General features: G+C 60.6%; 19 protein-coding genes. 10 read left to right on the top strand and 9 right to left on the bottom strand.

The genetic code is table 11. The annotated features are described in order from the left end of the window. Nucleotides 1-22: 22 nt before the first annotated feature. The 3 genes from JTP94_RS22800 to JTP94_RS22790 form a co-directional block, all read right to left on the bottom strand. Nucleotides 23-1,120 (bottom strand): YcjF family protein, encoded by a 1,098-nt coding sequence (locus JTP94_RS22800; protein WP_204852712.1) that lies wholly within the window; start codon nt 1,118-1,120, stop codon nt 23-25. Further along, entirely contained in the window at nt 1,117-2,592 is a 1,476-nt protein-coding gene (locus JTP94_RS22795) for a YcjX family protein (protein ID WP_204852711.1), read from the bottom strand. Before JTP94_RS22795 ends, JTP94_RS22800 begins: the two co-directional genes overlap by 4 nt. Before the next feature lie 124 nt (nt 2,593-2,716). After that, a complete protein-coding gene (locus JTP94_RS22790) occupies nt 2,717-3,208 on the bottom strand; it encodes a histidine phosphatase family protein (protein ID WP_204852710.1) in 492 nt (163 codons plus the stop codon). 280 nt (nt 3,209-3,488) lie between these two features. Here JTP94_RS22790 and dksA point away from each other — a divergent pair, with 280 nt between their 5' ends. Then, nucleotides 3,489-3,908 (top strand): RNA polymerase-binding protein DksA, encoded by a 420-nt coding sequence (gene dksA, locus JTP94_RS22785; RefSeq protein WP_034504792.1) that lies wholly within the window; start codon nt 3,489-3,491, stop codon nt 3,906-3,908. Nucleotides 3,909-4,006: 98 nt separating this feature from the next. Here dksA and JTP94_RS22780 read toward each other — a convergent pair whose 3' ends face one another. Beyond that, nucleotides 4,007-4,939 (bottom strand): flagellar biosynthetic protein FliO, encoded by a 933-nt coding sequence (locus tag JTP94_RS22780; protein WP_204852709.1) that lies wholly within the window; start codon nt 4,937-4,939, stop codon nt 4,007-4,009. Between the two features lie 290 nt (nt 4,940-5,229). Between JTP94_RS22780 and cckA the strand changes: the two genes are divergently transcribed. After that, nucleotides 5,230-7,845, top strand: coding sequence for a cell cycle histidine kinase CckA (cckA, locus tag JTP94_RS22775; protein WP_204852708.1), 2,616 nt, complete (start codon nt 5,230-5,232; stop codon nt 7,843-7,845). Nucleotides 7,846-8,083: 238 nt separating this feature from the next. Continuing rightward, entirely contained in the window at nt 8,084-9,103 is a 1,020-nt protein-coding gene (trpS, locus tag JTP94_RS22770) for a tryptophan--tRNA ligase (protein ID WP_204852707.1), read from the top strand. 22 nt (nt 9,104-9,125) lie between these two features. On the opposite strand, the gene JTP94_RS22765 is transcribed toward trpS, so the two are convergent. After that, nucleotides 9,126-10,052 (bottom strand): pseudouridine-5'-phosphate glycosidase, encoded by a 927-nt coding sequence (locus JTP94_RS22765; protein ID WP_204852706.1) that lies wholly within the window; start codon nt 10,050-10,052, stop codon nt 9,126-9,128. 46 nt (nt 10,053-10,098) lie between these two features. After that, a complete protein-coding gene (locus JTP94_RS22760; protein ID WP_204852705.1) occupies nt 10,099-11,043 on the bottom strand; it encodes a carbohydrate kinase family protein in 945 nt (314 codons plus the stop codon). 239 nt (nt 11,044-11,282) lie between these two features. Between JTP94_RS22760 and recA the strand changes: the two genes are divergently transcribed. The 4 genes from recA to JTP94_RS22740 all read left to right on the top strand — a co-directional run bounded on the left by recA (nt 11,283) and on the right by JTP94_RS22740 (nt 16,689). Continuing rightward, a complete protein-coding gene (recA, locus tag JTP94_RS22755) occupies nt 11,283-12,368 on the top strand; it encodes a recombinase RecA (protein WP_034504800.1) in 1,086 nt (361 codons plus the stop codon). A 172-nt stretch (nt 12,369-12,540) separates the two neighbouring features. Beyond that, nucleotides 12,541-15,198 carry an alanine--tRNA ligase gene (gene alaS / locus JTP94_RS22750; protein ID WP_204852704.1) on the top strand — a complete coding sequence of 886 codons (2,658 nt, stop codon included), beginning with the start codon at nt 12,541-12,543 and terminating at the stop codon, nt 15,196-15,198. 132 nt (nt 15,199-15,330) lie between these two features. Next, entirely contained in the window at nt 15,331-15,756 is a 426-nt protein-coding gene (locus JTP94_RS22745) for a hypothetical protein (protein WP_204852703.1), read from the top strand. Nucleotides 15,757-15,837: 81 nt separating this feature from the next. Then, nucleotides 15,838-16,689: a GyrI-like domain-containing protein gene (locus tag JTP94_RS22740; RefSeq protein WP_204852702.1), complete on the top strand. Its 852-nt coding sequence runs from the start codon at nt 15,838-15,840 to the stop codon at nt 16,687-16,689. 46 nt (nt 16,690-16,735) lie between these two features. Here JTP94_RS22740 and JTP94_RS22735 read toward each other — a convergent pair whose 3' ends face one another. From JTP94_RS22735 to JTP94_RS22725, 3 genes are all read right to left on the bottom strand, one after another. Further along, nucleotides 16,736-17,362, bottom strand: coding sequence for a glutathione S-transferase family protein (locus JTP94_RS22735; RefSeq protein WP_204852701.1), 627 nt, complete (start codon nt 17,360-17,362; stop codon nt 16,736-16,738). Between the two features lie 116 nt (nt 17,363-17,478). Further along, nucleotides 17,479-18,693, bottom strand: a complete 1,215-nt coding sequence (locus tag JTP94_RS22730; protein ID WP_204852700.1) for an NADP-dependent isocitrate dehydrogenase — start codon at nt 18,691-18,693, stop codon at nt 17,479-17,481. A gap of 178 nt (nt 18,694-18,871) precedes the next feature. After that, on the bottom strand, nt 18,872-19,147 hold the full coding sequence (locus JTP94_RS22725; RefSeq protein ID WP_204852699.1) for a hypothetical protein: 276 nt from the start codon (nt 19,145-19,147) through the stop codon (nt 18,872-18,874). Nucleotides 19,148-19,467: 320 nt separating this feature from the next. Between JTP94_RS22725 and JTP94_RS22720 the strand changes: the two genes are divergently transcribed. The 3 genes from JTP94_RS22720 (at nt 19,468) to murI (ending at nt 21,726) form a co-directional block, all read left to right on the top strand. Then, complete coding sequence (locus tag JTP94_RS22720; protein ID WP_409456629.1) at nt 19,468-19,989, top strand: hypothetical protein; 522 nt, start codon at nt 19,468-19,470, stop codon at nt 19,987-19,989. Nucleotides 19,990-20,102: 113 nt separating this feature from the next. Continuing rightward, the gene (locus JTP94_RS22715; protein ID WP_204852697.1) at nt 20,103-20,945 is read left to right on the top strand and encodes an RNA methyltransferase; all 843 of its coding nucleotides are present in this window, start codon (nt 20,103-20,105) and stop codon (nt 20,943-20,945) included. After that, the gene (gene murI, locus JTP94_RS22710; RefSeq protein WP_204852696.1) at nt 20,926-21,726 is read left to right on the top strand and encodes a glutamate racemase; all 801 of its coding nucleotides are present in this window, start codon (nt 20,926-20,928) and stop codon (nt 21,724-21,726) included. The genes JTP94_RS22715 and murI overlap by 20 nt, the downstream gene beginning before the upstream one ends. The last annotated feature ends 1 nt before the right edge of the window (nt 21,727 follow it).

Genomic DNA, 21,727 nt, shown 5'->3' with positions numbered 1-21,727 from the left:
GTAAAGCCGGATTTGCGGGCGCTTATGTCGTCTTGCGGCCCGTTACGCTCGGTGTGAGATCGCCGGCGAAGTCGGCAATGCCAGGCCGTTTGAGTGATTTGAAGGACAATGGCCGGCAGAGATCCATGGCTGCAATTCCGATCCGGGCCGTCATCATGCCGTTGACGACACCTTCGCCTAACCGCGCCGAGAGCTTCGATGCCAGGCCGTGGCCGATCAGCTGTTGGACGATGCTGTCGCCGACCGCGATCGAGCCGGTGACGGCCAGATGGGCAAGCACATCGCGCATCAGCCTGAGCATGCCGAGCGTACCGGGCCTGCCGCCATAGAGTTCGGCCATGGCCCGCACCAGCTTTGCCGCCTCGTAAAGAACGAAGAGAATGTCGACGAGGGCGCGTGGGCTGACGGCTGTCACGACCGAGACCCGCTTCGAGGCGCCGAGAATCAGCGCCCTAGCACGACGGTCGAGCGGTCCGAGCAACTCGCGCTCCGCAAGGTCGATCAGATGTGGCGCATCGATGATATCGTCCTCGGCGGCTTTCAGCGTGGCGCGGCCTCGTGCTGTTTCCGGATTGGCCTCGAGAAGAGTGCAAAGACGCTTTACCAGCGCCTTGGCGCGCGCCGGGCGCGTTTCGACGATCGCGGCTTCCGCTTCCGCCTTGATGGTCTGCACGGCCGCCAGCCGCATCATGCCGGCGGTTTCCCTGACAACGATGGCAAGGACGGCGAGAATGCCGATGGCGACCGTTGCGAGCGCCGTATAGCCGAGCCAGTCGGCGCGGCTGAACAGGTCGCGGATGAGCTGATCCGTCCAGAGGCCGAAGGCGAGCGACACCAGAATGCCGAGCGCGCTCAGCGCCACCTTGCCGAAGGAAAACCCACGGCGGCGCGGCTTGGCAACGGCGCTCTCGGCCAGGGCTGAGTCGAGGGCAGGGTTGATGAAAGGGTCTTCCTCGTCGGGCGTCAGGACGATTTTGGTATCGAAGCTTTGCGGCTTGCGGCGCAGTGTTTCCGAACCGGGCGCGGCAGTCGCATCGCTTCTGGAAATGTCCGGCTCCAGCGAAAAGGCGGCCGGACGGCGGCCGGTGCTGCTTGGTTCGTTTGCGGTCGGTTTCGTCATGCGAGACGGTCTCCGAACAGGAACTGCATGGCGCGATCGAGACGGATATGCGGCACCGAAAGCTTGATGCCGCCGCCGGTTTCATCAAGCTCCGGCGGGCGGAAGCGCACGACGTTCACCTCGGGCAAATGGACCTTTGCGCCATCCGATTCAAGGGCTTCGAACAGCCAGCGGGGATTTTCCGGCAGATCGCCCGGGAATACCGCCGTCTTGCGATTGCCGTCGAAGATTTCGCCGGCGATCGTTTCCTTGTCCATCGGCGTGCCGACGATGACGGGAAGCGTTTGCCCGTCGCGCGTCACGGTCGCCTCGCGGGTGGCGCGCACGGAGGCGATGGCCATGACCTCGATGCCGGCGCCGGCCATGCCGATGCGTTCGACGGCACGTTCCACGAGGCGGCGGGTCAATGCCTCCAATCGGTCATGGCTTTCGTGATGGAGATGATCGGCCTTGGTGGCGGCGACCAGCACGCGATCGATGCGGCGGCCGATGAGCGCGGAAAAGAAGGAATTGGCGCCGGGACGGAAGCAGGCCAGTACATCCGTCAGCGCGCGCTCGAGATCCTGCACCGCTTCCGGACCGCGATTGATGGCTTGCAATGCATCGACGAGAACGATCTGGCGGTCGAGACGGGCAAAATGCTCGCGAAAGAAGGGTTTGACCACCACGGATTTGTAGGCCTCGTAGCGGCGCTCCATCATCGCCCAGAGCGAGCCTTTCGGGGCATTGCCTTCAGCCGGCAGCTTCAGCGGCGCGAAGGTGAGCGCTGGCGAGCCGTCCAGATCGCCGGGCAGCAGGAACCGGCCCGGCGGCAGCGTCGACAGCGAACGCTCGTCGGATTTGCAGGCCTTGAGATAATCGGCAAAAGCCGTTGCAAGGTCGCGCGCCTTCATTTCGTCCGCAGGCGCGGCAATATCAGCATTTTCAGTCGTCGCCAGCCAAGCGCGCGACAGCTCGGCGCGAACGCCCGTTGCCGCCAAAGCCAGCGTTTCCGCGCTGAAGGTGCGGAAATCCTTGCCAAGCAAAGGCAGATCGAGCAGCCATTCGCCGGGATAGTCGACGATGTCGATGGAAAGGCGCCCGGGAGAGAACAGTCGATTCCAGCCGCTGGCGCTTTGGTAGTCCAGGGTAATGCGCAGCTCCGAGATCGCGCGAGTCGAATCCGGCCATATCCGCTCTTTCACGAGCGCGCGAATGTGGTCCTCATATTGAAAACGCGGCACGGCATCATCAGGCTGCGGTTCGAGGCGCACTGCGGAAACGCGACCCGATTGCACCGCCTCGAACAGCGGTAGGCGGCCGCCATTCAAGAGATTGTGCACGAGGGAGGAGATGAACACGGTCTTGCCCGAGCGGGACAGACCGGTGACGCCGAGGCGAATTGTCGGGTTGACGAGGCCGGCCGCGCGATCAGCAAGATTATCGAAGGCGATCAGGGCATCGTCGGTGAAGGAGGTCAGGCTTGGCGGCAAGGCGAGATCCCTGAATGACAGCGTGACCGTGAATATAGGAAGCGAAACTCAAGCCGAAAAGGCAACGTGATATCGGCGGACATTCCGGCCAGGCTGGAACTCTGACCCGCACCGGTAGATATCGCTACTCGGTGACAAAGTCCGTAAGTGTCCAGCCTGTCGATGTCGAGTCGACAACGGCAAGGCCGGCCGTCGGAAAGCCGCGAGGAAGCGCGCTAACCAAGGCCTCATGACCGATCAGGGATTCCAGCGTCTGCTCGATGATCGGATTGTGCGCCACCAGCATCACGGATTCCTGGTCGCTCTGCGATGCTATGAGCGAAAGGTAGATTTCCAGCGTGCCGTTGTAGAGAGCATCGACAAAGCGGAATTCGGTGGATGGGCTGACGACGCGGCGCATGGCGTCAGTAGTCTGTCGACACCGCAGGGCGGTCGAGGAGATAATCAGGTCCGGCTTGTAGTCCTTGTCGGCCGCCTTGTCCGCGACAATCTCGGCCGCGGCATAGCCGTCGTCGTTAAGAGGGCGATCGAAATCCCGCTGACCCGGCGCGGCTTGTTGAGCCGCCGCATGACGCAAGAGATAGATCCGGGAAGGCGGTGGCGAGATGTTGGTCATGGCGAAATTCCAGAGCTCGATTTCATCAACGAGGTAACGTCTGATCCCACATGCAGTCAACTGCTCCCATATCCGTCAGATCAGCGTTTAGCGCTCATTCACGCGAAGGTTACGTTTAGGTCGGATTCGGCCCGTCGCAAATATATGATGAAAAAATAGACCCTTAGCTGAATTTTATGACAAATTTAAAAATCAGTTGACAGCATCTATTTGGCTTGAATCGGTACTATTGGTTGGGATATACACCCCGCAATATGAGATGTTCTTCAGGAGAATCGCGTTGAGTGAGAAGATCGATCTTAGCAGTTATGTGCCCTCGGAGGACGAGGAGTTCATGAATGTAAACCAGCGGGCCTATTTTAGAGCGAAGCTGGTAGCCTGGAAAAATGATATTCTAAGAGAAGCGCGCGAGACGCTGGATCATCTGGCAGAAGAAAGCGCAAACCATCCCGATCTGGCCGACCGGGCTTCCTCGGAAACAGATAGAGCCATCGAACTTCGGGCTCGTGATCGCCAGCGTAAGCTCATTTCCAAAATCGACGCTGCATTGCAGCGCATCGAAGACGGCACTTACGGCTACTGTGAAGAGACCGGCGAACCGATCGGCCTCAAGCGGTTGGATGCCCGTCCGATCGCCACACTGTCGATCGAAGCGCAGGAGCGTCACGAGCGCCGCGAGAAGGTCTATCGTGACGAGTAATTGAACAGCCGGTTTCGGCCGATACTGAAAAACTAAAGGCACGACGAATATTTCCGTCGTGCCTTTTTCATTTCGCGACGCATTCGTGCGACTGCGTCCTACTTGTCGCGGCTGACGCTCATCTCGCCGAAAATGCGTGCTACCTCTTTTTGGAGGGCGCTGTCTGCTCCGGTTATCGGGGCGAGTTCAGGATCGATACGCTGTGCCGGACCAGGAGCCTGTACTGGGGCGGATGCGGCGGCCGGCTGTTGCTGAACCTGGCGGGGCTGCTGCACGTTCGGAATGATCCGCTCGGCGGTCAAATTCTTTGACATTTCCGCTTCCAGCACGCGTTGAAAATCATTGGCAGGTTCGGCGGGAGACGGTGCGGCGACGGTCGGCTCGACGGCCGCCGCGCGTGGCGGTTGTTGCGGCAGGACCATATGGCGAGCGGCTTCCAAGATGTCGGCGGCTTCGGTTTCGGTCAGTGCGGTCACGGGCTGGGATGTGCGCAGCGACGGTGTGACGATAGGCTGGGGCCGTTCGATCTGACGCGGTGCGGGCTCCGGCGCGGCGGCGACTGCCGGTTCAGAGCGCAGATAGGCTTCGAGCTTGTCCTCGGTCGATCGAGGGTGCTGCGAAAGTGCGGCGGGGGGAGTCTCGAGTTCGGCGGCTTTCTGTGACGGTTCCGGTCGGCTTTCGAATACGAAGGGGATTTCGACGGGCGTTGGTGTCGGGGTCGGGGTCGACGTTCCTGTCCGTGTTGGATCGGAGATCCCGGATTCGATGACGATATCGGTCGGGCCACCGATCATGATAAGGTGTTCAATGCCGTCGCGACGGATAAGAACGAGTCGGCGACGGGCATCAACAGCGGCGGCATCCAGCACCTGCAGGCGCGGTTGGCGGTTCTTGCCACCGCGCACGAAAGGCGAGGGCGCTCGGTGGCGCAGAACCCAGAGAATGCCGATCAGCAGGAGAAGAGCGATGCCAACTCCGCCGGCTGCGAGGAAGAAGCGGCTGCCATAGGCTCCGGCGATTTCGTCCAACATGTCGAGATACTCCGTATTTATCCCCGGTAGCGCGGCCTTTGCGCAGCTGCGGCAGGGCCGCCGCTTTGACCTTGGCCTTCATATGAGGCGATCATATGAGCAGGATTGTGCCGGAGACAAGGTGGCATTGCCTGATGTTCCGTGCTCTTGCCTGTGAATTCAAGCCTTTCTGGCCCCACAAAGCTTTTTGCGGGTGACGCAAGTTGATAAAGAAGGATTCGAAAGGTCCGACTCCTGCGATCCGTAACGTTCACGACATGTCGCAAGGGGAAGGCGAAGACGAGGGGTCTATGACGAAGCAGCGTCCGTCCGACGAGTATAGCGTGCCGCTGGTGGATCGTGGGGTTCGTTCAGGCACCGCGCTGCGCATCATCCTGCTTGCGCTCGTCCTCGTCGCGGCCGCGGCCGCCTTTGTCGTCTTCAAGAGCCAGCTCGATAACGAGGCCGTGCTCGGCGGGCTCGGCATCCTCGCCATGGTCGGAATCTTCTTCCTGGTGTCGTCGATCATCGGTTTCGTCGAGGTCATGCCGCAGCCCCAGTCCGATAGTCTGGCGCGCTCATTCCTCAACAGCCAGCCCGACGGCACGCTGATCACCGACGAAAAAGGCCGCATCATCTACGCCAATGCCGCCTATGGACGGCTGACGGGCGCTGCCAAGGCGACGGAGGTGCAGTCGCTCGAGACGCTGCTGTCGCGCAACCGCGAATCCAACGAGGCGCTGTATCGCCTTGCGAACGGTCTGCGCGAGGCGAAGGAGGGATCGGAAGAGTTCCGTCTGATGAAGCCTCTCGGCCCAGGGGATGGAAGCGGCAACGATGCGCATTGGTATCGCCTGAAAGCGCGCGTGCTGCCGCCGGAACCGGGGCGCGGCAAGGCCCTGCATATCTGGCAGATCACCGACATCACCTCCGAACGCGACGATCAGGAACGTTTCTTCAAAGAGCTGCAGAACGCGATCGACTATCTGGACCACGCGCCGGCCGGCTTCTTCTCGGCCGGACGCAAGGGCGAGATCTTCTATCTCAACGCGACGCTCGCCGAATGGCTGGGTTTCGATCTCACGAAATTCGTGCCGGGCTCGACGACGATAGGCGATCTCGTGGCTGGCGAGGGATTGGCGCTGATCCAATCCGTGCAGGCGGAGCCTGGGTTGAAAAAGACGGTCACGCTCGATCTCGATCTGCGCCGCGCCAACGGCCAGAGTCTGCCGGTGCAGATCGTCCACAGCGTCACGTCCATGCGCGACGGTGCCCCCGGCGAAAGCCGGACGATCGTGCTGACGCGACAGAGCGGCGGCGGCACCGAGCAATCGGCTTCTGCGGCGGCAATGCGCTTCAGCCGCTTCTTCAACAATACCCCGATGGCAATCGCTTCGGTCGATGGCGAGGGTCGCATTTTGCGCACCAACGCGCCGTTCCTGAAACTCTTCTCGGATCTGGTGTCGCGCGACGATATCGAGCGCGGCGCGGCACTGGAGACGGTCGTCAACGACAACGATCGGGCTCAGCTGCATCGAGCGCTGGCCGCCGCCAAGGACCGACAGGGCGACATTCCGCCGATCGACTCCCGCAATCCAAAGGACGACACGCGGCATTTCCGCTTCTATATCAACGCCGTGATCGACCAGACCGACGAAGCGCCGGAAGAGGCCGCCATCGTCTATGCCGTCGAAGTGACCGAGCAGAAGGCGCTTGAGACGCAAATGGCGCAGACGCAGAAGCTCAATGCCGTGGGAACACTTGCCGGTGGCATCGCGCATGATTTCAACAATGTGCTGACGGCGATCCTGCTGTCTTCGGATCATCTGCTGCTGCAGGCGCGGCCCTCCGACGCCAGCTTTGCGGATTTGATGGAAATCAAGCGCAACGCCAATCGCGCGGCAGTGCTGGTCCGGCAGCTGCTTGCCTTCTCCCGCAAGCAGACCATGCGGCCGACGATCCTCAACCTGACCGATGTGATCGGCGACCTGCGCATGCTGGTGGACAGGCTCTTGTCGGGCACGCATGTCAAGCTGGACGTCGATTACGGCCGCGACCTCTGGCCGGTGAAGACCGATCTGTCGCAGTTCGAGCAGGTGCTCATCAACCTCTGTGTCAACGCGCGCGACGCCATGCCGGGCGGCGGCACGCTGACGCTGCGCACCCGCAATCTTTTGGCGGCGGATGTGAGCGCCTTCAATTACGCCTATCTGCCGCATGAGGAAATGGTTCTCGTCGAGGTCAACGATACCGGCACGGGTATCGCGCCTGAAATCATGGACAAGATTTTCGAGCCCTTCTTCACGACGAAGGAAGTGGGCAAGGGCACGGGCCTCGGCCTCGCGATGGTCTATGGTATCATCAAGCAATCCGGCGGCTACATCCATCCGGAATCGGAAGTCGGCAAGGGAACGACCTTCCGCATCTTCCTGCCGCGTCATATGGTCGACCCGTCGGTCGTGACGGAAGAAAAGGCGTCGGAAAGCCGGGGCGTCACGGCAATGGATCAGAGCGTTGCGGCGGCGGGACAGAGCGAAGAGCCGGCGGATCTCACCGGCAAGTCTGCTGTCGTGTTGCTGGTCGAGGACGAGGAGGCGGTGCGTCGCGGCGGCAAGCGCATGCTGGAGACGCGCGGCTACACCGTCTACGAGGCGGGCTCCGGCGTCGAAGCAATGGAGATCCTGGACGAGCTCGATGGCCAGGTGGATGTTGTCGTGTCCGATGTCGTCATGCCTGAGATGGACGGTCCGACGCTGCTGCGCGAGTTGCGCAAGAAATATCCGGATATGAAGTTCATCTTCGTCTCGGGTTATGCAGAGGATGCCTTCGCCCGCAATCTGCCAGCCGACGCGCAGTTTGGCTTCCTGCCGAAGCCGTTCTCGCTGAAGCAGCTCGCGGTTGTCGTGCGGGAAACGTTGGACCGATAGGCGGGGGTATTTTCCGTTCAAGGCGATTTTTCTCGGCCGATATTGCCGATGCCGGCGCATGAGTGATATCAACCGCGCATGATCGATCCCGCCAAGCCCATTTTCCGTATGTGGTGGCGCTCCCTCTAGGAGCGGCAGTCGTCATGTCTTGAAATCGACCTTTGCCGCCGTGATCCGGCAAGCATGGTCATTTCAGTTTTCCTTCCCGATCGCGGCGGCTCCTTTTGCGGAGCAAAAAATGTCTTCCTCTACTGATACCCGCCCTGTCATCCTGACGGGCGACCGGACCACAGGGCCGCTCCATCTCGGCCATTATGTCGGATCGCTGAAGAGCCGCGTTGCGCTCCAGCGCGGCCATCGGCAGTTCCTGCTGCTGGCGGATACGCAGGCGCTGACCGACAATGCCCACGATCCGGAAAAAGTCCGACGCAACGTTCTTGAAGTTGCCTTCGATTATCTCGCTGTCGGCATTGATCCGGCGGAAACGACGATCTGCGTGCAATCCGCGCTGCCTGCACTGGCGGAGCTGACGCTGCTCTATATGAACTTCGTGACGGTCGGTCGCTTGGAGCGCAACCCGACGATCAAGACGGAAATCCAGCTTCGCGGCTTCGAGCGCGATATACCCGCCGGCTTCCTCTGCTATCCCGTGGCCCAGGCGGCCGATATCACGGCCTTCAAGGCGACGGTCGTACCCGTCGGCGAGGATCAGGCGCCTCTGATAGAACAGACCAACGAGATCGTTCGCCGCCTCAACCGGCAGGTCGGCCGCGACATCCTTGTCGAAGCAGAGGCCATGGTGCCAGCCGTTGGGCGCCTGCCGGGCGTCGATGGAACGGCAAAGATGAGCAAGTCGCAGGGGAATGCCATCCCGCTCTCGGCTTCGTCCGACGATATTCGCGACGCCGTACGGCGCATGTTTACCGATCCAGACCATGTACGCGTTAGCGATCCCGGAAAGATCGAGGGCAATGTCGTCTTTACCTATCTCGACGCCTTCTGCGACGATCGGCAATTCGTGGAGGAGCTGAAGGCGCGGTATCGGCAGGGTGGGTTGGGTGACGTCACCGTAAAGAGATATCTGGAAGACATTCTGCAGGCGCTGCTTGCGCCGATCCGCAAGCGCCGCGCCCGATATGCTGCCGAACCCGATTATGTGATGGGGATATTGCGGGAGGGCACGCTGAAGGCAAGAGAGCGGACGGAGGCGACCCTCGCTGAATTGCGAGCCGCCCTCGGCCTGTTCACATTGACCTAGGGCGGCTGCGAGGTTCCGTTTGTTATTCCGCCAGGGCGACGGCGATTTCGGCGGCAAGTCGCGCATTGTTTTCGACAAGCGCGATGTTGGTCTTCAAGCTGCGGCCGTCGGTGATGTCGAAGATGGTGCCGAGCAGGTACGGGGTGACCGCCTTGCCGGTAATTTCGTCGCGTTCGGCGCTGTCGAGGGCGCGCTGGATGTAGATTTCCATTTCCTCGCGCGGAATCTCGTCGGCTTCCGGCACCGGATTGGCAATCAGCATGCCGCCATCGATGCCGAGTTGTTCGCGCGTGGTCTGGAAGTTGGCGATTGCGGCGGGGCTGTTCAGTGTCAGCGGGCTCGGCAGGCCGGAGGAGCGCGACCAGAAGGCCGGGAATTCCGTGCTGTCATAGGTGACGACGGGCACGCCGCGGGTTTCCAGCACTTCCAGCGTCTTCGGAATATCGAGAATCGCCTTGGCGCCGGCGCAGACGACGATGACGCCGGTGCGGGAAAGCTCTTCAAGGTCAGCCGAGATATCGAAGCTTTCCTCTGCGCCGCGATGCACGCCGCCGATGCCGCCGGTGGCGAAAACCTTGATGCCGGCGCGGGCGGCGGCGATCATCGTGGCGGCGACCGTGGTCGCACCGGTGCGGCGCTCGGCGATCGCGAAGGCGAGATCGGCACGCGACACCTTCATGGCGCCTTCGGTCTTGGCGAGCGCCTGCAGCTCTTCCGGCTCAAGGCCGATATGCAAAACGCCGTGGATGACGGCAATGGTTGCCGGTACAGCGCCTTCCTGCCGGATGATCGCTTCGACGCTGCGGGCCATCTCGATATTGCCCGGGTAGGGCATGCCATGGGTGATGATGGTCGATTCCAGCGCGACGAGCGGGGCGCCGCGCAACTTTGCCGCGGCGACTTCCTTCGAATAGGAGATCGGAAGCAGTGGCGAGATGGGCTGGGTCATTGTCGTGTCCAATTGACTGAAACAGTAGAGGCGATTTGAGCAGGCTTCATGACAGAATAGCGGCCTCTGGAACAAGGGCCAACATCGTCTTTAGCAGCTCGGGTGTGAGATTTTCGGCGGTGGCGAAGGGCGACTGCACGGTGATTGCCGCCGCAGCAGCACCGTGACGGACGGCTTCGCCAAGGTCATGGCCGGCGAGCAGGGCGGCCAAAATTCCTGCGGCAAGCGAATCTCCCGCGCCGGTGACATCGGCGACATTATCGACGACGGGCGGCTGCAGGCTGATGATGATATCGCGCGAGAACGCGATCAGTTCGCGCTTGCCACGGGTGATCACGCCGCTGCGCAGACCAAGTGCGCGCAATTCGCTCACCCATTCGCGCGGGTCGTCCGGACGGCTCTCCGTTAGCGCCGCGGCCTCGGCTTCGTTGAGGAACAGATGATCGATGCCGGCAAGGCACGGCTTCAGCCGCACCACCTTCGCGGGCGAGATCGCGATGGCAGCGACGGGTTTGCCGCAGAAGGACGCCCTTGCTGTGACGGCACTCAACGTCTCGGCCGGCAGATTGGCGTCGCAAAGAACGAGGTCGGTCGCCTCGAATGCATTGCGAACGGCGCGAATAGCCAGGCGCCTGGGGACGAACAGCTTGTAGAGCTCCATATCCGCAAGCGCGATGACCAGATTGCCGTCGCGCTCGAGGATCGCGGTGTAGCTCGGTGTCTTGCGGTCGAGGAACACGAAAGGCTTGTCGTCGATGCCCGCGTGGCTGGCAGCCTCCGCCACCATCTCGCCGGAGGGGTCGCCGCCGCGGGGCGAGATCAGCTTTACGTCGAAGCCTAGGCGGGCCAGATTGCGGGCTGCATTGAAGCCGCCGCCGCCGGGCTCCTCGAACCATGCTCCCGGATTGCTGGCGCCCGGCGCCGTCTCACCGAAGATGCGGCCGCGACGGTCGACATGAGCGCCGCCAAGAACGAGAATCTTCTTCGCCATATGGTTTTCCTCAGCAATCGAAAAGGCGAATCGGGCCAGCCGATAACATGCCCGATCCGATCGTCCCAGACACGTAAGTATCTGGGAAGAAAGAAGAAAACAAAAGTAGAACGGAATTCATTTTATCTTTTTCTTTCAATTGCTTGTTGTGCTCTTGCGATGATGGAACAAATAGAGTACAGAATTCTCATCGGCGGCGACATTGCTAGAGCGGCTTCAATAACCTAAAGGTGGATCGAATGTCTCAGAATTCTTTGCGGCTTGTAGAGGACAAATCGGTGGATAAAAGCAAGGCACTTGAAGCGGCACTCTCTCAAATTGAGCGGTCGTTCGGCAAGGGCTCGATCATGAAGCTCGGCTCCAACGAGAATGTGGTCGAAATAGAAACGGTTTCCACCGGCTCCCTGAGCCTCGATATCGCGCTGGGCATCGGCGGCTTGCCGAAGGGGCGTATCGTCGAGATCTATGGTCCGGAAAGCTCCGGTAAGACGACGCTGGCGCTGCAGACCATCGCCGAAGCCCAGAAGAAGGGCGGCATCTGCGCCTTCGTCGACGCGGAACACGCGCTCGATCCGGTCTATGCCCGCAAGCTGGGCGTCGATTTGCAGAACCTGCTTATCTCGCAGCCCGACACCGGCGAACAGGCGCTTGAAATTACCGACACGCTGGTGCGCTCCGGCGCTATCGACGTTCTCGTCATCGACTCCGTCGCGGCTTTGACGCCGCGCGCCGAAATCGAGGGCGAGATGGGTGACAGCCTGCCGGGCCTGCAGGCCCGCCTGATGAGCCAGGCGCTGCGCAAGCTTACGGCTTCGATCTCGAAGTCCAACACCATGGTGATCTTCATCAACCAGATCCGCATGAAGATCGGCGTCATGTTCGGCTCGCCGGAAACGACGACGGGCGGTAATGCGCTGAAGTTCTATGCCTCGGTCCGCCTCGACATCCGCCGCATCGGCGCTGTCAAGGAGCGCGAAGAGGTGGTCGGCAACCAGACCCGCGTCAAGGTCGTCAAGAACAAGATGGCACCGCCCTTCAAGCAGGTGGAATTCGACATCATGTATGGCGAGGGCGTTTCCAAGACCGGCGAACTGGTGGATCTCGGCGTCAAGGCCGGCATCGTCGAAAAGTCCGGCGCCTGGTTCTCCTATAACAGCCAGCGCCTCGGCCAGGGTCGTGAGAACGCAAAACTCTTTCTGCGCGACAATCCGGATCTCGCCCGCGAGATCGAGTTGTCACTGCGCCAGAATGCCGGCTTGATCGCCGATCGCTTCCTGCAGAATGCCGGCCCTGATGCCGATGATGGCGACGCCGCTGCGGAATAGCGATTTCCGGGAGCGATCCCGGGCCTGATATAAGACCAAAATTCAAAACCGGCCGCATTGTCCAAGGGATGTGCGGCCGGTTTTGTTCGTGCGGCTGGACAGGGCCGGGAGCGAACGATAAAAGCCACTGACTTTGACGCAAGTTGCTGATGGCAGTACTGAAGGGCCCAATATGAGCGGTGTGAATGAAATCCGGTCGACCTTCCTCGACTATTTTAAGAAAAACGGCCACGAGATCGTGCCGTCGAGCCCGCTGGTGCCGCGCAACGATCCGACATTGATGTTCACCAATGCCGGCATGGTGCAGTTCAAGAACGTTTTCACCGGACTGGAGCAGCGGCCCTATACGACGGCGTCGACGGCGCAGAAATGCGTGCGCGCCGGTGGCAAGCATAACGACCTCGACAATGTCGGCTACACAGCTCGCCATCATACCTTCTTCGAAATGCTCGGCAATTTCTCCTTTGGCGACTATTTCAAGGAGCGCGCCATCGAGCTTGCCTGGAACCTAATCACCAAGGAATTCGGCCTCGATGCCAAGCGCCTGCTTGTCACGGTCTACCACACCGACGACGACGCCTATAATCTCTGGAAGAAGATCGCGGGCCTCTCGGACGACAAGATCATCCGCATTGCCACCAGCGACAATTTCTGGGCGATGGGCGATACCGGCCCCTGCGGTCCCTGTTCGGAGATCTTCTACGACCACGGCGATCATATCTGGGGCGGCCCTCCCGGCTCGGCCGAAGAGGATGGCGACCGCTTCATCGAGATCTGGAATCTCGTCTTCATGCAGTTCGAGCAGATCAGCAAGCAGGAGCGGGTCGACCTGCCGCGTCCGTCGATCGACACCGGCATGGGTCTCGAGCGCGTTGCCGCCGTGCTGCAGGGCAAGCACGACAATTACGACATCGATCTCTTCCGCGCGCTGATCGAAGCCTCGGAAGAGGCGACCGGCGTGAAGGCGGAGGGCGAACATCGCGCCAGCCATCGTGTCATCGCCGACCATCTGCGTTCCTCGGCATTCCTGGTTGCCGACGGCGTGCTGCCGTCGAATGAAGGCCGTGGCTACGTGCTTCGCCGCATCATGCGTCGCGCCATGCGCCATGCTCAGCTGCTCGGCGCCAAGGAGCCGCTGATGTGGAAGCTGCTGCCGACGCTCATCCAGCAGATGGGCCGCGCCTATCCCGAGCTGGTACGCGCCGAAGCACTGACCTCCGAGACGCTGAAGCTCGAGGAAACCCGCTTTCGCAAGACGCTGGAGCGCGGCCTGTCGCTTCTGTCGGACGCGACGTCGGACCTGCACAAGGGCGACAGCCTGGACGGCGAAACCGCCTTCAAGCTCTATGATACCTATGGCTTCCCGCTCGACTTGACGCAGGATGCGCTGCGCGCTCGCGGCATCGGTGTCGATATTTCCAGCTTCACCGATGCCATGGAGCGGCAGAAGGCCGAGGCGCGTTCGCACTGGACCGGCTCAGGTGACAAGGCGACCGAGACCATCTGGTTCGAGCTCAAGGAAAAGTTCGGCGCCACCGAGTTTCTCGGCTACGATACGGAATCTGCCGAGGCTGTCATCCAGGCGATCGTTAGGGATGGCGTTGCCGTCGACAGTGCTTCTGCCGGCGACAAGGTGCAGATCGTCGTCAACCAGACGCCGTTCTACGGCGAGTCCGGTGGCCAGATGGGCGATACCGGTGTCATCTCCGGCGACAACGCGAAGCTTGATGTCGGCGACACCCTGAAGAAGGGCGAGGGCCTTTTCGTTCATGCCGCCGAGGTTTCGGAAGGCACGATCAAGGTGGGCGACGCTGTCGTGCTGACGGTCGATCACGCAAGGCGCTCGCGCCTGCGCGCCAACCATTCGGCGACCCACCTGCTGCATGAGGCCCTGCGCGAAGTGCTCGGCACCCACGTTGCCCAGAAAGGTTCGCTGGTCGCGCCTGAGCGACTGCGCTTCGACGTCTCGCATCCGAAGCCGATGTCTGCCGACGAGCTGAAGATCGTCGAGGATATGGCGAACGAGATCGTTCTGCAGAATTCGCCGGTTACGACCCGCCTGATGAGCGTCGACGATGCGATCGCGGAAGGCGCGATGGCGCTGTTCGGCGAGAAATACGGCGACGAAGTTCGCGTCGTATCCATGGGGCAGGGCGTGCGCGGCGCCAAGGCCGGCAAGCCCTATTCCATCGAGCTTTGCGGCGGAACGCACGTATCTGCCACCGGCCAGATCGGTCTCGTGCGCATTCTTGGCGACAGCGCCGTCGGCGCCGGCGTGCGCCGTATCGAAGCCGTGACAGGCGAATCCGCGCGTGATTATCTTGCCGAGCAGGACGAGCGCGTGAAGAGCCTCGCCTCGGCACTGAAGGTTCAGCCTGGTGATGTCGTTTCGCGCGTCGAAACCTTGATGGACGAGCGCCGCAAGCTGGAGCGTGAACTGGCCGATGCCAAGCGCAAGCTCGCCATGGGCGGCGGTCAGGGCGGTTCTGTCGATGCGGTGCGCGATGTCGGTGGCGTCAAGTTCCTCGGCAAAGCCATTTCCGGCGTCGACCCCAAGGATCTTAAGGGGCTGGCGGATGAGGGCAAGGCAAGCCTCGGCTCCGGCGTCGTTGCGCTGATCGGCGTTTCCGAGGATGGCAAGGCCAGCGCCGTCGTTGCCGTCACCGAGGATCTGACCGGTCGCTTCAGCGCCGTCGATCTCGTCCGCATCGCCTCTGCCGCTCTTGGCGGCAAGGGTGGCGGCGGTCGTCCCGACATGGCGCAGGCCGGCGGCCCGGATGGTGCCAAGGCGGATGAGGCGATCGAGGCGGTTGCTGCTGCACTCTCTTAAGGGTTGCAGTCGTGCTAGGTTGGGCCGTTGGCCCAACGGCAGCGGCACAGGAGCTTCGTGAACGTGATATTATACCGCTCGCGCTCATCTGCTATTCAAGGATTGCTCTTTGTTTTTGGGGGAGGCGCCTTTATGGCGTTCTTGGCGTACCTTGGTTATTGTAGCGAAGGTTTAGGCAGCTATCTTCTTTTTATCGGAATTCTGGGGACTGCGATATTTCTAGTGTTGGTGCCCGTTTGCGTATCCAAGGCGCTTAACGGGCGCTTGGCGTTTGATTTTTCTCCCGAGGGCCTTATCGCCTCAGATATCGGGAAGGAACGTATTCCCTGGAATGATATCGTCGGTGCGAAGGTTCAATACTTCAAAAGGAGCGAGGGCGTCCGGTTGAAGATCCGTGAGGATAAAGCAAGGCAACTGAAGACGAGTTGGTTCGCAAAGATCAACAGACCGTTCTATGGAGATTCCGAGTTCTTCGTCAGCCAAGTAGGCACCAAACTCTATGCTTACCAACTAGTTGAGCTCATCAACCGTCGGGGCGTATCCACCCCCACCGAATAGTTCCGCATCCATCCAACTCCGCAGGATTTGTCAAATCGGGATATGGTTCCTTGGGGCCGATCGATTTGCAAGGGGGCTGAGATGAACGGCGAAACGGCATGGGCGCTTTATGAAACCCGTCTGCGGCGGGTTTCTGCCTATATCCACGAGCATCTGGATGAAGAGCTCGACATGGAGAGACTTGCCGAGATCGCCTGCATGTCCAGCTATCACTGGCACAGGATCTATCGGGCGATCTACGGCGAGACGGCGGCCGCGACCGTCAAGCGGTTGCGGCTACACCGTGCCGCCGGCGATCTCGTCAACACCGATCTTGTCGTCAGCGACATTGCAAAGCGGTCGGGCTATCCCAATCTCCAGTCGTTCAATCGCATCTTCAAATCCGTCTACGGCATGCCGCCGGCGCGATATCGGAATGAGGGAAGCCACACGATCTTCGAACCCAGCACCCAAGGAAGGATCAGGCTCATGTTCGACGTTACGCTTCGCACCATTCCCTCGCTCTCGCTGATAGGGGTTTCCCATACCGGCCCCTACATGCAGATCGGCCAGGCTTTCGAAACCCTGTTCGGCACGCTCTATGCTCGCGGCCTCGCCAAGCCCGATATGCGGATGATCGGTGTCTATCTCGACGATCCGGACGTCGTTGCGGCCGAGAAACTGCACTCCTACGCCTGCGTCAATGCGAGCGAGGAGTTTGCCGCCGAGGCTCCGCTGGAGCGACGGACCGTCGATGGTGGCGAATATGCCGTATTGCGGCACAAGGGACCCTATGCCGATATGTACAAGGCATATCAGTGGCTCTATGCAGAATGGCTGCCGGCCTCCGGCCGGCAACTGCGCGACGCTGTCATGTTCGAGGAATATCTCAACAATCCGCGCGAGGTGCCGCCAACGGAATTGCTGACCGATATCTATATGCCGCTTCAATAGCGGCATGATGCTTCACACGAGAGAATGGCTGTAGAGCCTTGGCTTTTCAGCCATTTGCCTGCTTCGGCATTGCGGCGTTATCGATCTCATTGCCGCGGCGATAGGCGTCGCGATCGGTCACGCGGGTCCAATAGTCGATGAAGGCCGGCCGCTTTTCGATCGTCCCGAAATTCAGCCCATAACCGACATGCGAGCCGACATAGACGTCGGCGGCCGTGAAACGGTCGCCGGCGATGAAAGGCGATGCTGAGACTGCCTGCTCGATCGTATCCAGCACATTGGCGAAGCTGCCGCAGCCGGCCATGCGCAGGCGTTCCGGCGGGATATCAAAGCCGAGGGCGCGATTGGTGACCGCCATTTCAAATGGCCCGGCTGCAAAGAACATCCAGCGGAAATAACGGCCGCGCTCGGCTGCCGTCGGCGCGAGACCGGCCTGCGGAAAGGTCTCTGCCAGATAGGCGCAGATGGCCGCGCCCTCGGTGACGATGGTATCGCCGTGCTTGATCGCCGGCACCTTGCCCATGGGATTCACCGAGAGATAATCGGGCGCCTTCATCGTCGTGCCGAAATCGAGATATTCGGTGCGATAGGGCTGGCCGATTTCCTCCAGCATCCAGCGGGCGATGCGGCCGCGTGACATGGGATTGGTGTAGAAAACGAGTTCCTCAGTCATAAGACCCTCCCTTGGTCGGTGCATTCTTGCCATCGGTCTAGTTCGGCAGCAAGTTCAAGGCAAAAGAAAACCCGGCTTTGAGGCCGGGTTTTCGCAGGTTCCGATGTCGGCGAGGCTTAAGCGGCCATGGCCTTCTGGAGGTTCTCGTCGATCTTGTCGAGGAAGGCGGTGGTCGACAGCCACGGCTGATCCGGGCCGATGAGCAGGGCCAGATCCTTGGTCATGAAGCCGGATTCTACCGTGTCGACGCAGACGGTTTCGAGCGTTGCGGCGAACTTGGCGAGTTCGGCATTGTCGTCGAGCTTGGCGCGATGCGCGAGACCACGGGTCCAGGCGAAGATCGAGGCGATCGAGTTGGTCGATGTCTCCTGGCCCTTCTGGTGCTGGCGATAGTGGCGGGTGACCGTGCCGTGCGCAGCTTCGGCTTCAACCGTCTTGCCATCAGGCGTCAAGAGAACCGAGGTCATCAGGCCGAGTGAGCCGAAGCCCTGAGCAACCGTGTCGGACTGGACGTCGCCGTCGTAGTTCTTGCAGGCCCACACATAGCCGCCGGACCATTTCAGCGCGGAGGCGACCATGTCGTCGATCAGACGGTGCTCATAGGTGATGCCGGCTTCGTCGAACTGAGCCTTGAATTCGCTCTGGTAGACTTCTTCGAAGATGTCCTTGAAGCGGCCGTCATAGGCCTTGAGGATGGTGTTCTTGGTCGACAGATAGACCGGCCACTTGCGCATCAGGCCGTACATCATCGACGCACGAGCGAATTCGCGGATCGATTCGTCGAGGTTGTACATGGCCATAGCAACGCCGGCGCCGGGGGCGTCGAAGACGTCCCTTTCAATGACCGTGCCGTCTTCGCCGACGAACTTGATGGTCAGCTTGCCCTTGCCGGGGAATTTGAAGTCGGTGGCGCGGTACTGGTCGCCGAAGGCATGACGGCCGACGACGATCGGCTTGGTCCAGCCCGGAACCAGGCGGGGTACGTTCTTGCAGATGATCGGCTCGCGGAAGATGACGCCGCCGAGGATGTTGCGGATCGTGCCGTTCGGGCTCTTCCACATCTGCTTGAGGTTGAATTCCTTGACGCGGTCTTCATCCGGCGTGATCGTCGCGCACTTGATGCCGACGCCGTGCTTCTTGATGGCGTTGGCGGCGTCGACGGTGACCTGGTCGTTGGTCGCATCGCGGTTTTCGACCGAGAGGTCGTAATAGTCGATATCGATATCGAGGTAGGGGTAGATCAGTTTGTCTTTGATAAACTGCCAGATGATGCGAGTCATCTCGTCGCCATCGAGATCGGCAACGGGGTTAGCGACCTTGATCTTCTTCATGCTTCTGCCTCGTTTAAGCTGATGGGGGCGCATGTCCCCGTGAGTGATATGAAGTCTCGAGCGCTATAGCATCGCAAGTTCCGAACGCAAAGCCAAAGCGGCGCTAAGGCGGCGTTTTTGCTCATCACATCCGCTTCATGGCACCTTCCGGTGAGCGGTCGACTTTTCGATGTCAGGGTCAACCAGCCAGGTGTTGAACAATATGAACGAGAAAGAGAATTTCGGCACCGAAGGCCTGCGCCAGCATATAGGCGTACCACAGAAAAAAAGCCGAAGAGAGCCTTATGAGGATAGTTATCGATTGAATACCTGGCTTTACGCTTGGAAAAATTCCAAAATTTTCGTGCACGAAGGCCTGAAAGCTTTTGGGCCGGAACAATGTCCATGCGCCGAGCAATGCAACTGCGAGGCAGACAAATGTCTGCAGCACGAATACCAACAGGCCACGCGACATGATGTCCCCCTCGGCGAAATTGTCTTCGCCGCATATCGGATAGCAAACCGCATATATCTATTCGATATGAAGACCCGGCCTTGCTTATAAAAAGAATATATAAGCCGAGAACGCCCACAAAGACGGCATTTGAAATCGTCATAATCTTATCAGTGCAGCTTCAGTCCGACGGGTGGTTTTCAAAATCGGGACCATTGCCAAAGCGGTGGATGCGTCTAATGTCGCCCATGTTTTGCCTGTCGCAACGGAATCATATCATGCAGAAATTTGCCGCATCCGCGCTTGTCTTCACACTCCTTCAGGTCTCGTTCGGGGCGAATATGGCGCTTGCGGCCGATGCGACGGCTCCGGTCAAGATCATCATGGATGCCACCGTCTCGAACTGGGCAGGCGGGGACAGCGACTGGCAGGATATTTTCGACGATAGCAAGCTCAAGGATCTCTACAGCAAGGATTTTGCTGCCAAATATCAGGCGGCGGCGCAGTTTCCCGCAGCCGACGAGGACGGGATCTCGCCGTTCGACTATGACGTCATCGTCAACGCGCAGGATGCCTGTCCGCTGGAGGACATGAAGCTTGCTGGACAGCCGCCGAAAGGCGATGTGACGGAAGTGCTGGCGACATTCAAGAAAGCCACCTGCATGGGATCGGACGCCGACTACCAGAAGACGACCACGGTCCGCTTCGAAGTCATCCAGGAGGCCGGAAGACCGGTCATCGACGACATCATCACGATCGACGACAATGGCAATCCGAGCTCGCTGAAGTCAGTTATGCAGGATCTCGTCAAGCAGCAGCAACAGCAGCCTTCCGATCAGCAGAAGCCGGCCAATCCGCAATAGTCGGGGAGGGTTCGTCGCGGCGCCGGCGCTCAAAAACCTTGCCGATCGGCTGGTGTCTCGCTATTGCGACCGTGATTTGCGCGGACAGGGTTCGCGCGCGGAGATAAAGCGTCATGGCAGGCACGAACAGCGAGCGTCTACTTCTGGCCGAAGGGCCGGCCGTCATTCTGGTCGAGCCGCAGATGGGCGAGAATATCGGCATGGTGGCGCGGGCCATGGCGAATTTCGGCCTGGCCGAGCTGCGTCTTGTCAATCCGCGCGACGGCTGGCCGAACGAGAGAGCGCAAGCGACCGCTTCGAAGGCCGATCACATCATCGAGGCGACGAAGGTCTACGACACGCTGGAGCAGGCGGTCGCCGATCTCAATTTCGTCTATGCGACGACGGCACGCGAGCGCGACGGCTACAAGCCGGTCCGTTCACCTGTCGTGGCGGCAGAGACGCTTCGTGCGCGATTCAAGGCCGGCGAGGGCACCGGCATCCTCTTCGGGCGCGAGCGCTGGGGCCTGACGAATGAGGAGGTGGCGCTCGCCGACGAGATCGTGACGTTTCCCGTCAATCCCGCTTTCGCTTCGCTGAACATCGCCCAGGCCGTGCTGCTGATGTCCTATGAGTGGATGAAGTCCGGCATGGAGGATCTCGGCGCCGTGCCTTTCCAGGCGATCGAGCAGCGGCCTTCGACGAAGGATCAGCTTTTCGGTCTCTTCGACCAGCTCGAGGAGGCGCTGGATGCCCGCAATTATTTCCATCCCGCCGGGAAAAAGCCGAAAATGATCGACAATCTCCGCGCTGTCCTCTCGCGCCGGGCGTTTACCGAACAGGAAATCAGCGTCTTGCGCGGCGTGATCTCGTCTCTCGACCGCTTCACGCGGAAATCTCCCCGCGGCAGCGGTTCCCATCCCCGATCGTCCAGCGCATCCAAGGAAACCACGAACGATGACAGCAGTGGCGAATGAGCTGAAACCCATCCTGGTCTTCGACTCTGGCATCGGTGGCCTGACCGTGCTGCGCGAGGCGCGGGTGCTGATGCCGGAACGCGGTTTCATCTATGTCGCCGATGATGCCGGCTTTCCCTACGGCGGCTGGGAAGAACAGGCACTGAAGGATCGCATCGTCGATCTTTTCGGAAAGTTGCTCGCCGAACACGATCCGGAAGTCTGCATCATCGCCTGCAATACGGCTTTCACGCTTGTGGGCGCAGATCTGCGAGCCGCATTTCCGCAGATGACGTTCATCGGCACGGTGCCGGCGATCAAGCCGGCGGCGGAGCGAACCCGCTCCGGTCTGGTCTCGGTACTAGCGACGCCGGGGACGGTGAAGCGCGCCTATACCCGTGACCTGATCCAGTCCTTCGCCACCCAATGCCATGTCCGGCTCGTCGGCTCGGAAAACCTGGCGCGTCTGGCGGAAGCCTATATTCGCGGTGATGCGGTGTCCGACGAGGCGGTACTTGCAGAGATCGATCAGTGCTTCGTCGAGAAGGACGGCCGCAAGACTGACATCGTCGTGCTGGCCTGCACGCATTATCCTTTCATGGCCAACATCTTCCGCAGGCTTGCGCCCTGGCCGGTCGACTGGCTCGATCCGGCCGAGGCGATTGCGCGCCGTGCGCGCAGCCTGGTGCCGCAGGCTGTCGATGCCGTCCATCCCGACAATTTCGACTTTGCAATGTTCACGTCAGGCGCGCCGGATTTTCCGACCCGCCGGCTGATGCAGGGTTTTGGGCTTAGGGCTTGAT

The organism is Martinezella lusitana (assembly GCF_016901135.1).
GTDB classification, from domain to species: domain Bacteria; phylum Pseudomonadota; class Alphaproteobacteria; order Rhizobiales; family Rhizobiaceae; genus Rhizobium; species Rhizobium lusitanum_D.
Note: the sequence above shows the minus strand (reverse complement) of the source record. Positions and strands in the feature narration are given on the sequence as shown.

What these genes read in the sequence shown, in the direction of transcription:
- JTP94_RS22800 (WP_204852712.1), bottom strand. Translation starts at nt 1,120, where the DNA reads ATGACGAAACCGACCGCAAACGAACCAAGCAGCACCGGCCGCCGTCCG.
- JTP94_RS22790 (WP_204852710.1), bottom strand. Translation starts at nt 3,208, where the DNA reads ATGACCAACATCTCGCCACCGCCTTCCCGGATCTATCTCTTGCGTCAT.
- JTP94_RS22780 (WP_204852709.1), bottom strand. Translation starts at nt 4,939, where the DNA reads ATGTTGGACGAAATCGCCGGAGCCTATGGCAGCCGCTTCTTCCTCGCA.
- cckA (WP_204852708.1), top strand. Translation starts at nt 5,230, where the DNA reads ATGACGAAGCAGCGTCCGTCCGACGAGTATAGCGTGCCGCTGGTGGAT.
- trpS (WP_204852707.1), top strand. Translation starts at nt 8,084, where the DNA reads ATGTCTTCCTCTACTGATACCCGCCCTGTCATCCTGACGGGCGACCGG.
- JTP94_RS22765 (WP_204852706.1), bottom strand. Translation starts at nt 10,052, where the DNA reads ATGACCCAGCCCATCTCGCCACTGCTTCCGATCTCCTATTCGAAGGAA.
- JTP94_RS22760 (WP_204852705.1), bottom strand. Translation starts at nt 11,043, where the DNA reads ATGGCGAAGAAGATTCTCGTTCTTGGCGGCGCTCATGTCGACCGTCGC.
- recA (WP_034504800.1), top strand. Translation starts at nt 11,283, where the DNA reads ATGTCTCAGAATTCTTTGCGGCTTGTAGAGGACAAATCGGTGGATAAA.
- alaS (WP_204852704.1), top strand. Translation starts at nt 12,541, where the DNA reads ATGAGCGGTGTGAATGAAATCCGGTCGACCTTCCTCGACTATTTTAAG.
- JTP94_RS22745 (WP_204852703.1), top strand. Translation starts at nt 15,331, where the DNA reads ATGGCGTTCTTGGCGTACCTTGGTTATTGTAGCGAAGGTTTAGGCAGC.
- JTP94_RS22740 (WP_204852702.1), top strand. Translation starts at nt 15,838, where the DNA reads ATGAACGGCGAAACGGCATGGGCGCTTTATGAAACCCGTCTGCGGCGG.
- JTP94_RS22735 (WP_204852701.1), bottom strand. Translation starts at nt 17,362, where the DNA reads ATGACTGAGGAACTCGTTTTCTACACCAATCCCATGTCACGCGGCCGC.
- JTP94_RS22730 (WP_204852700.1), bottom strand. Translation starts at nt 18,693, where the DNA reads ATGAAGAAGATCAAGGTCGCTAACCCCGTTGCCGATCTCGATGGCGAC.
- JTP94_RS22725 (WP_204852699.1), bottom strand. Translation starts at nt 19,147, where the DNA reads ATGTCGCGTGGCCTGTTGGTATTCGTGCTGCAGACATTTGTCTGCCTC.
- JTP94_RS22720 (WP_409456629.1), top strand. Translation starts at nt 19,468, where the DNA reads ATGGCGCTTGCGGCCGATGCGACGGCTCCGGTCAAGATCATCATGGAT.
- JTP94_RS22715 (WP_204852697.1), top strand. Translation starts at nt 20,103, where the DNA reads ATGGCAGGCACGAACAGCGAGCGTCTACTTCTGGCCGAAGGGCCGGCC.
- murI (WP_204852696.1), top strand. Translation starts at nt 20,926, where the DNA reads ATGACAGCAGTGGCGAATGAGCTGAAACCCATCCTGGTCTTCGACTCT.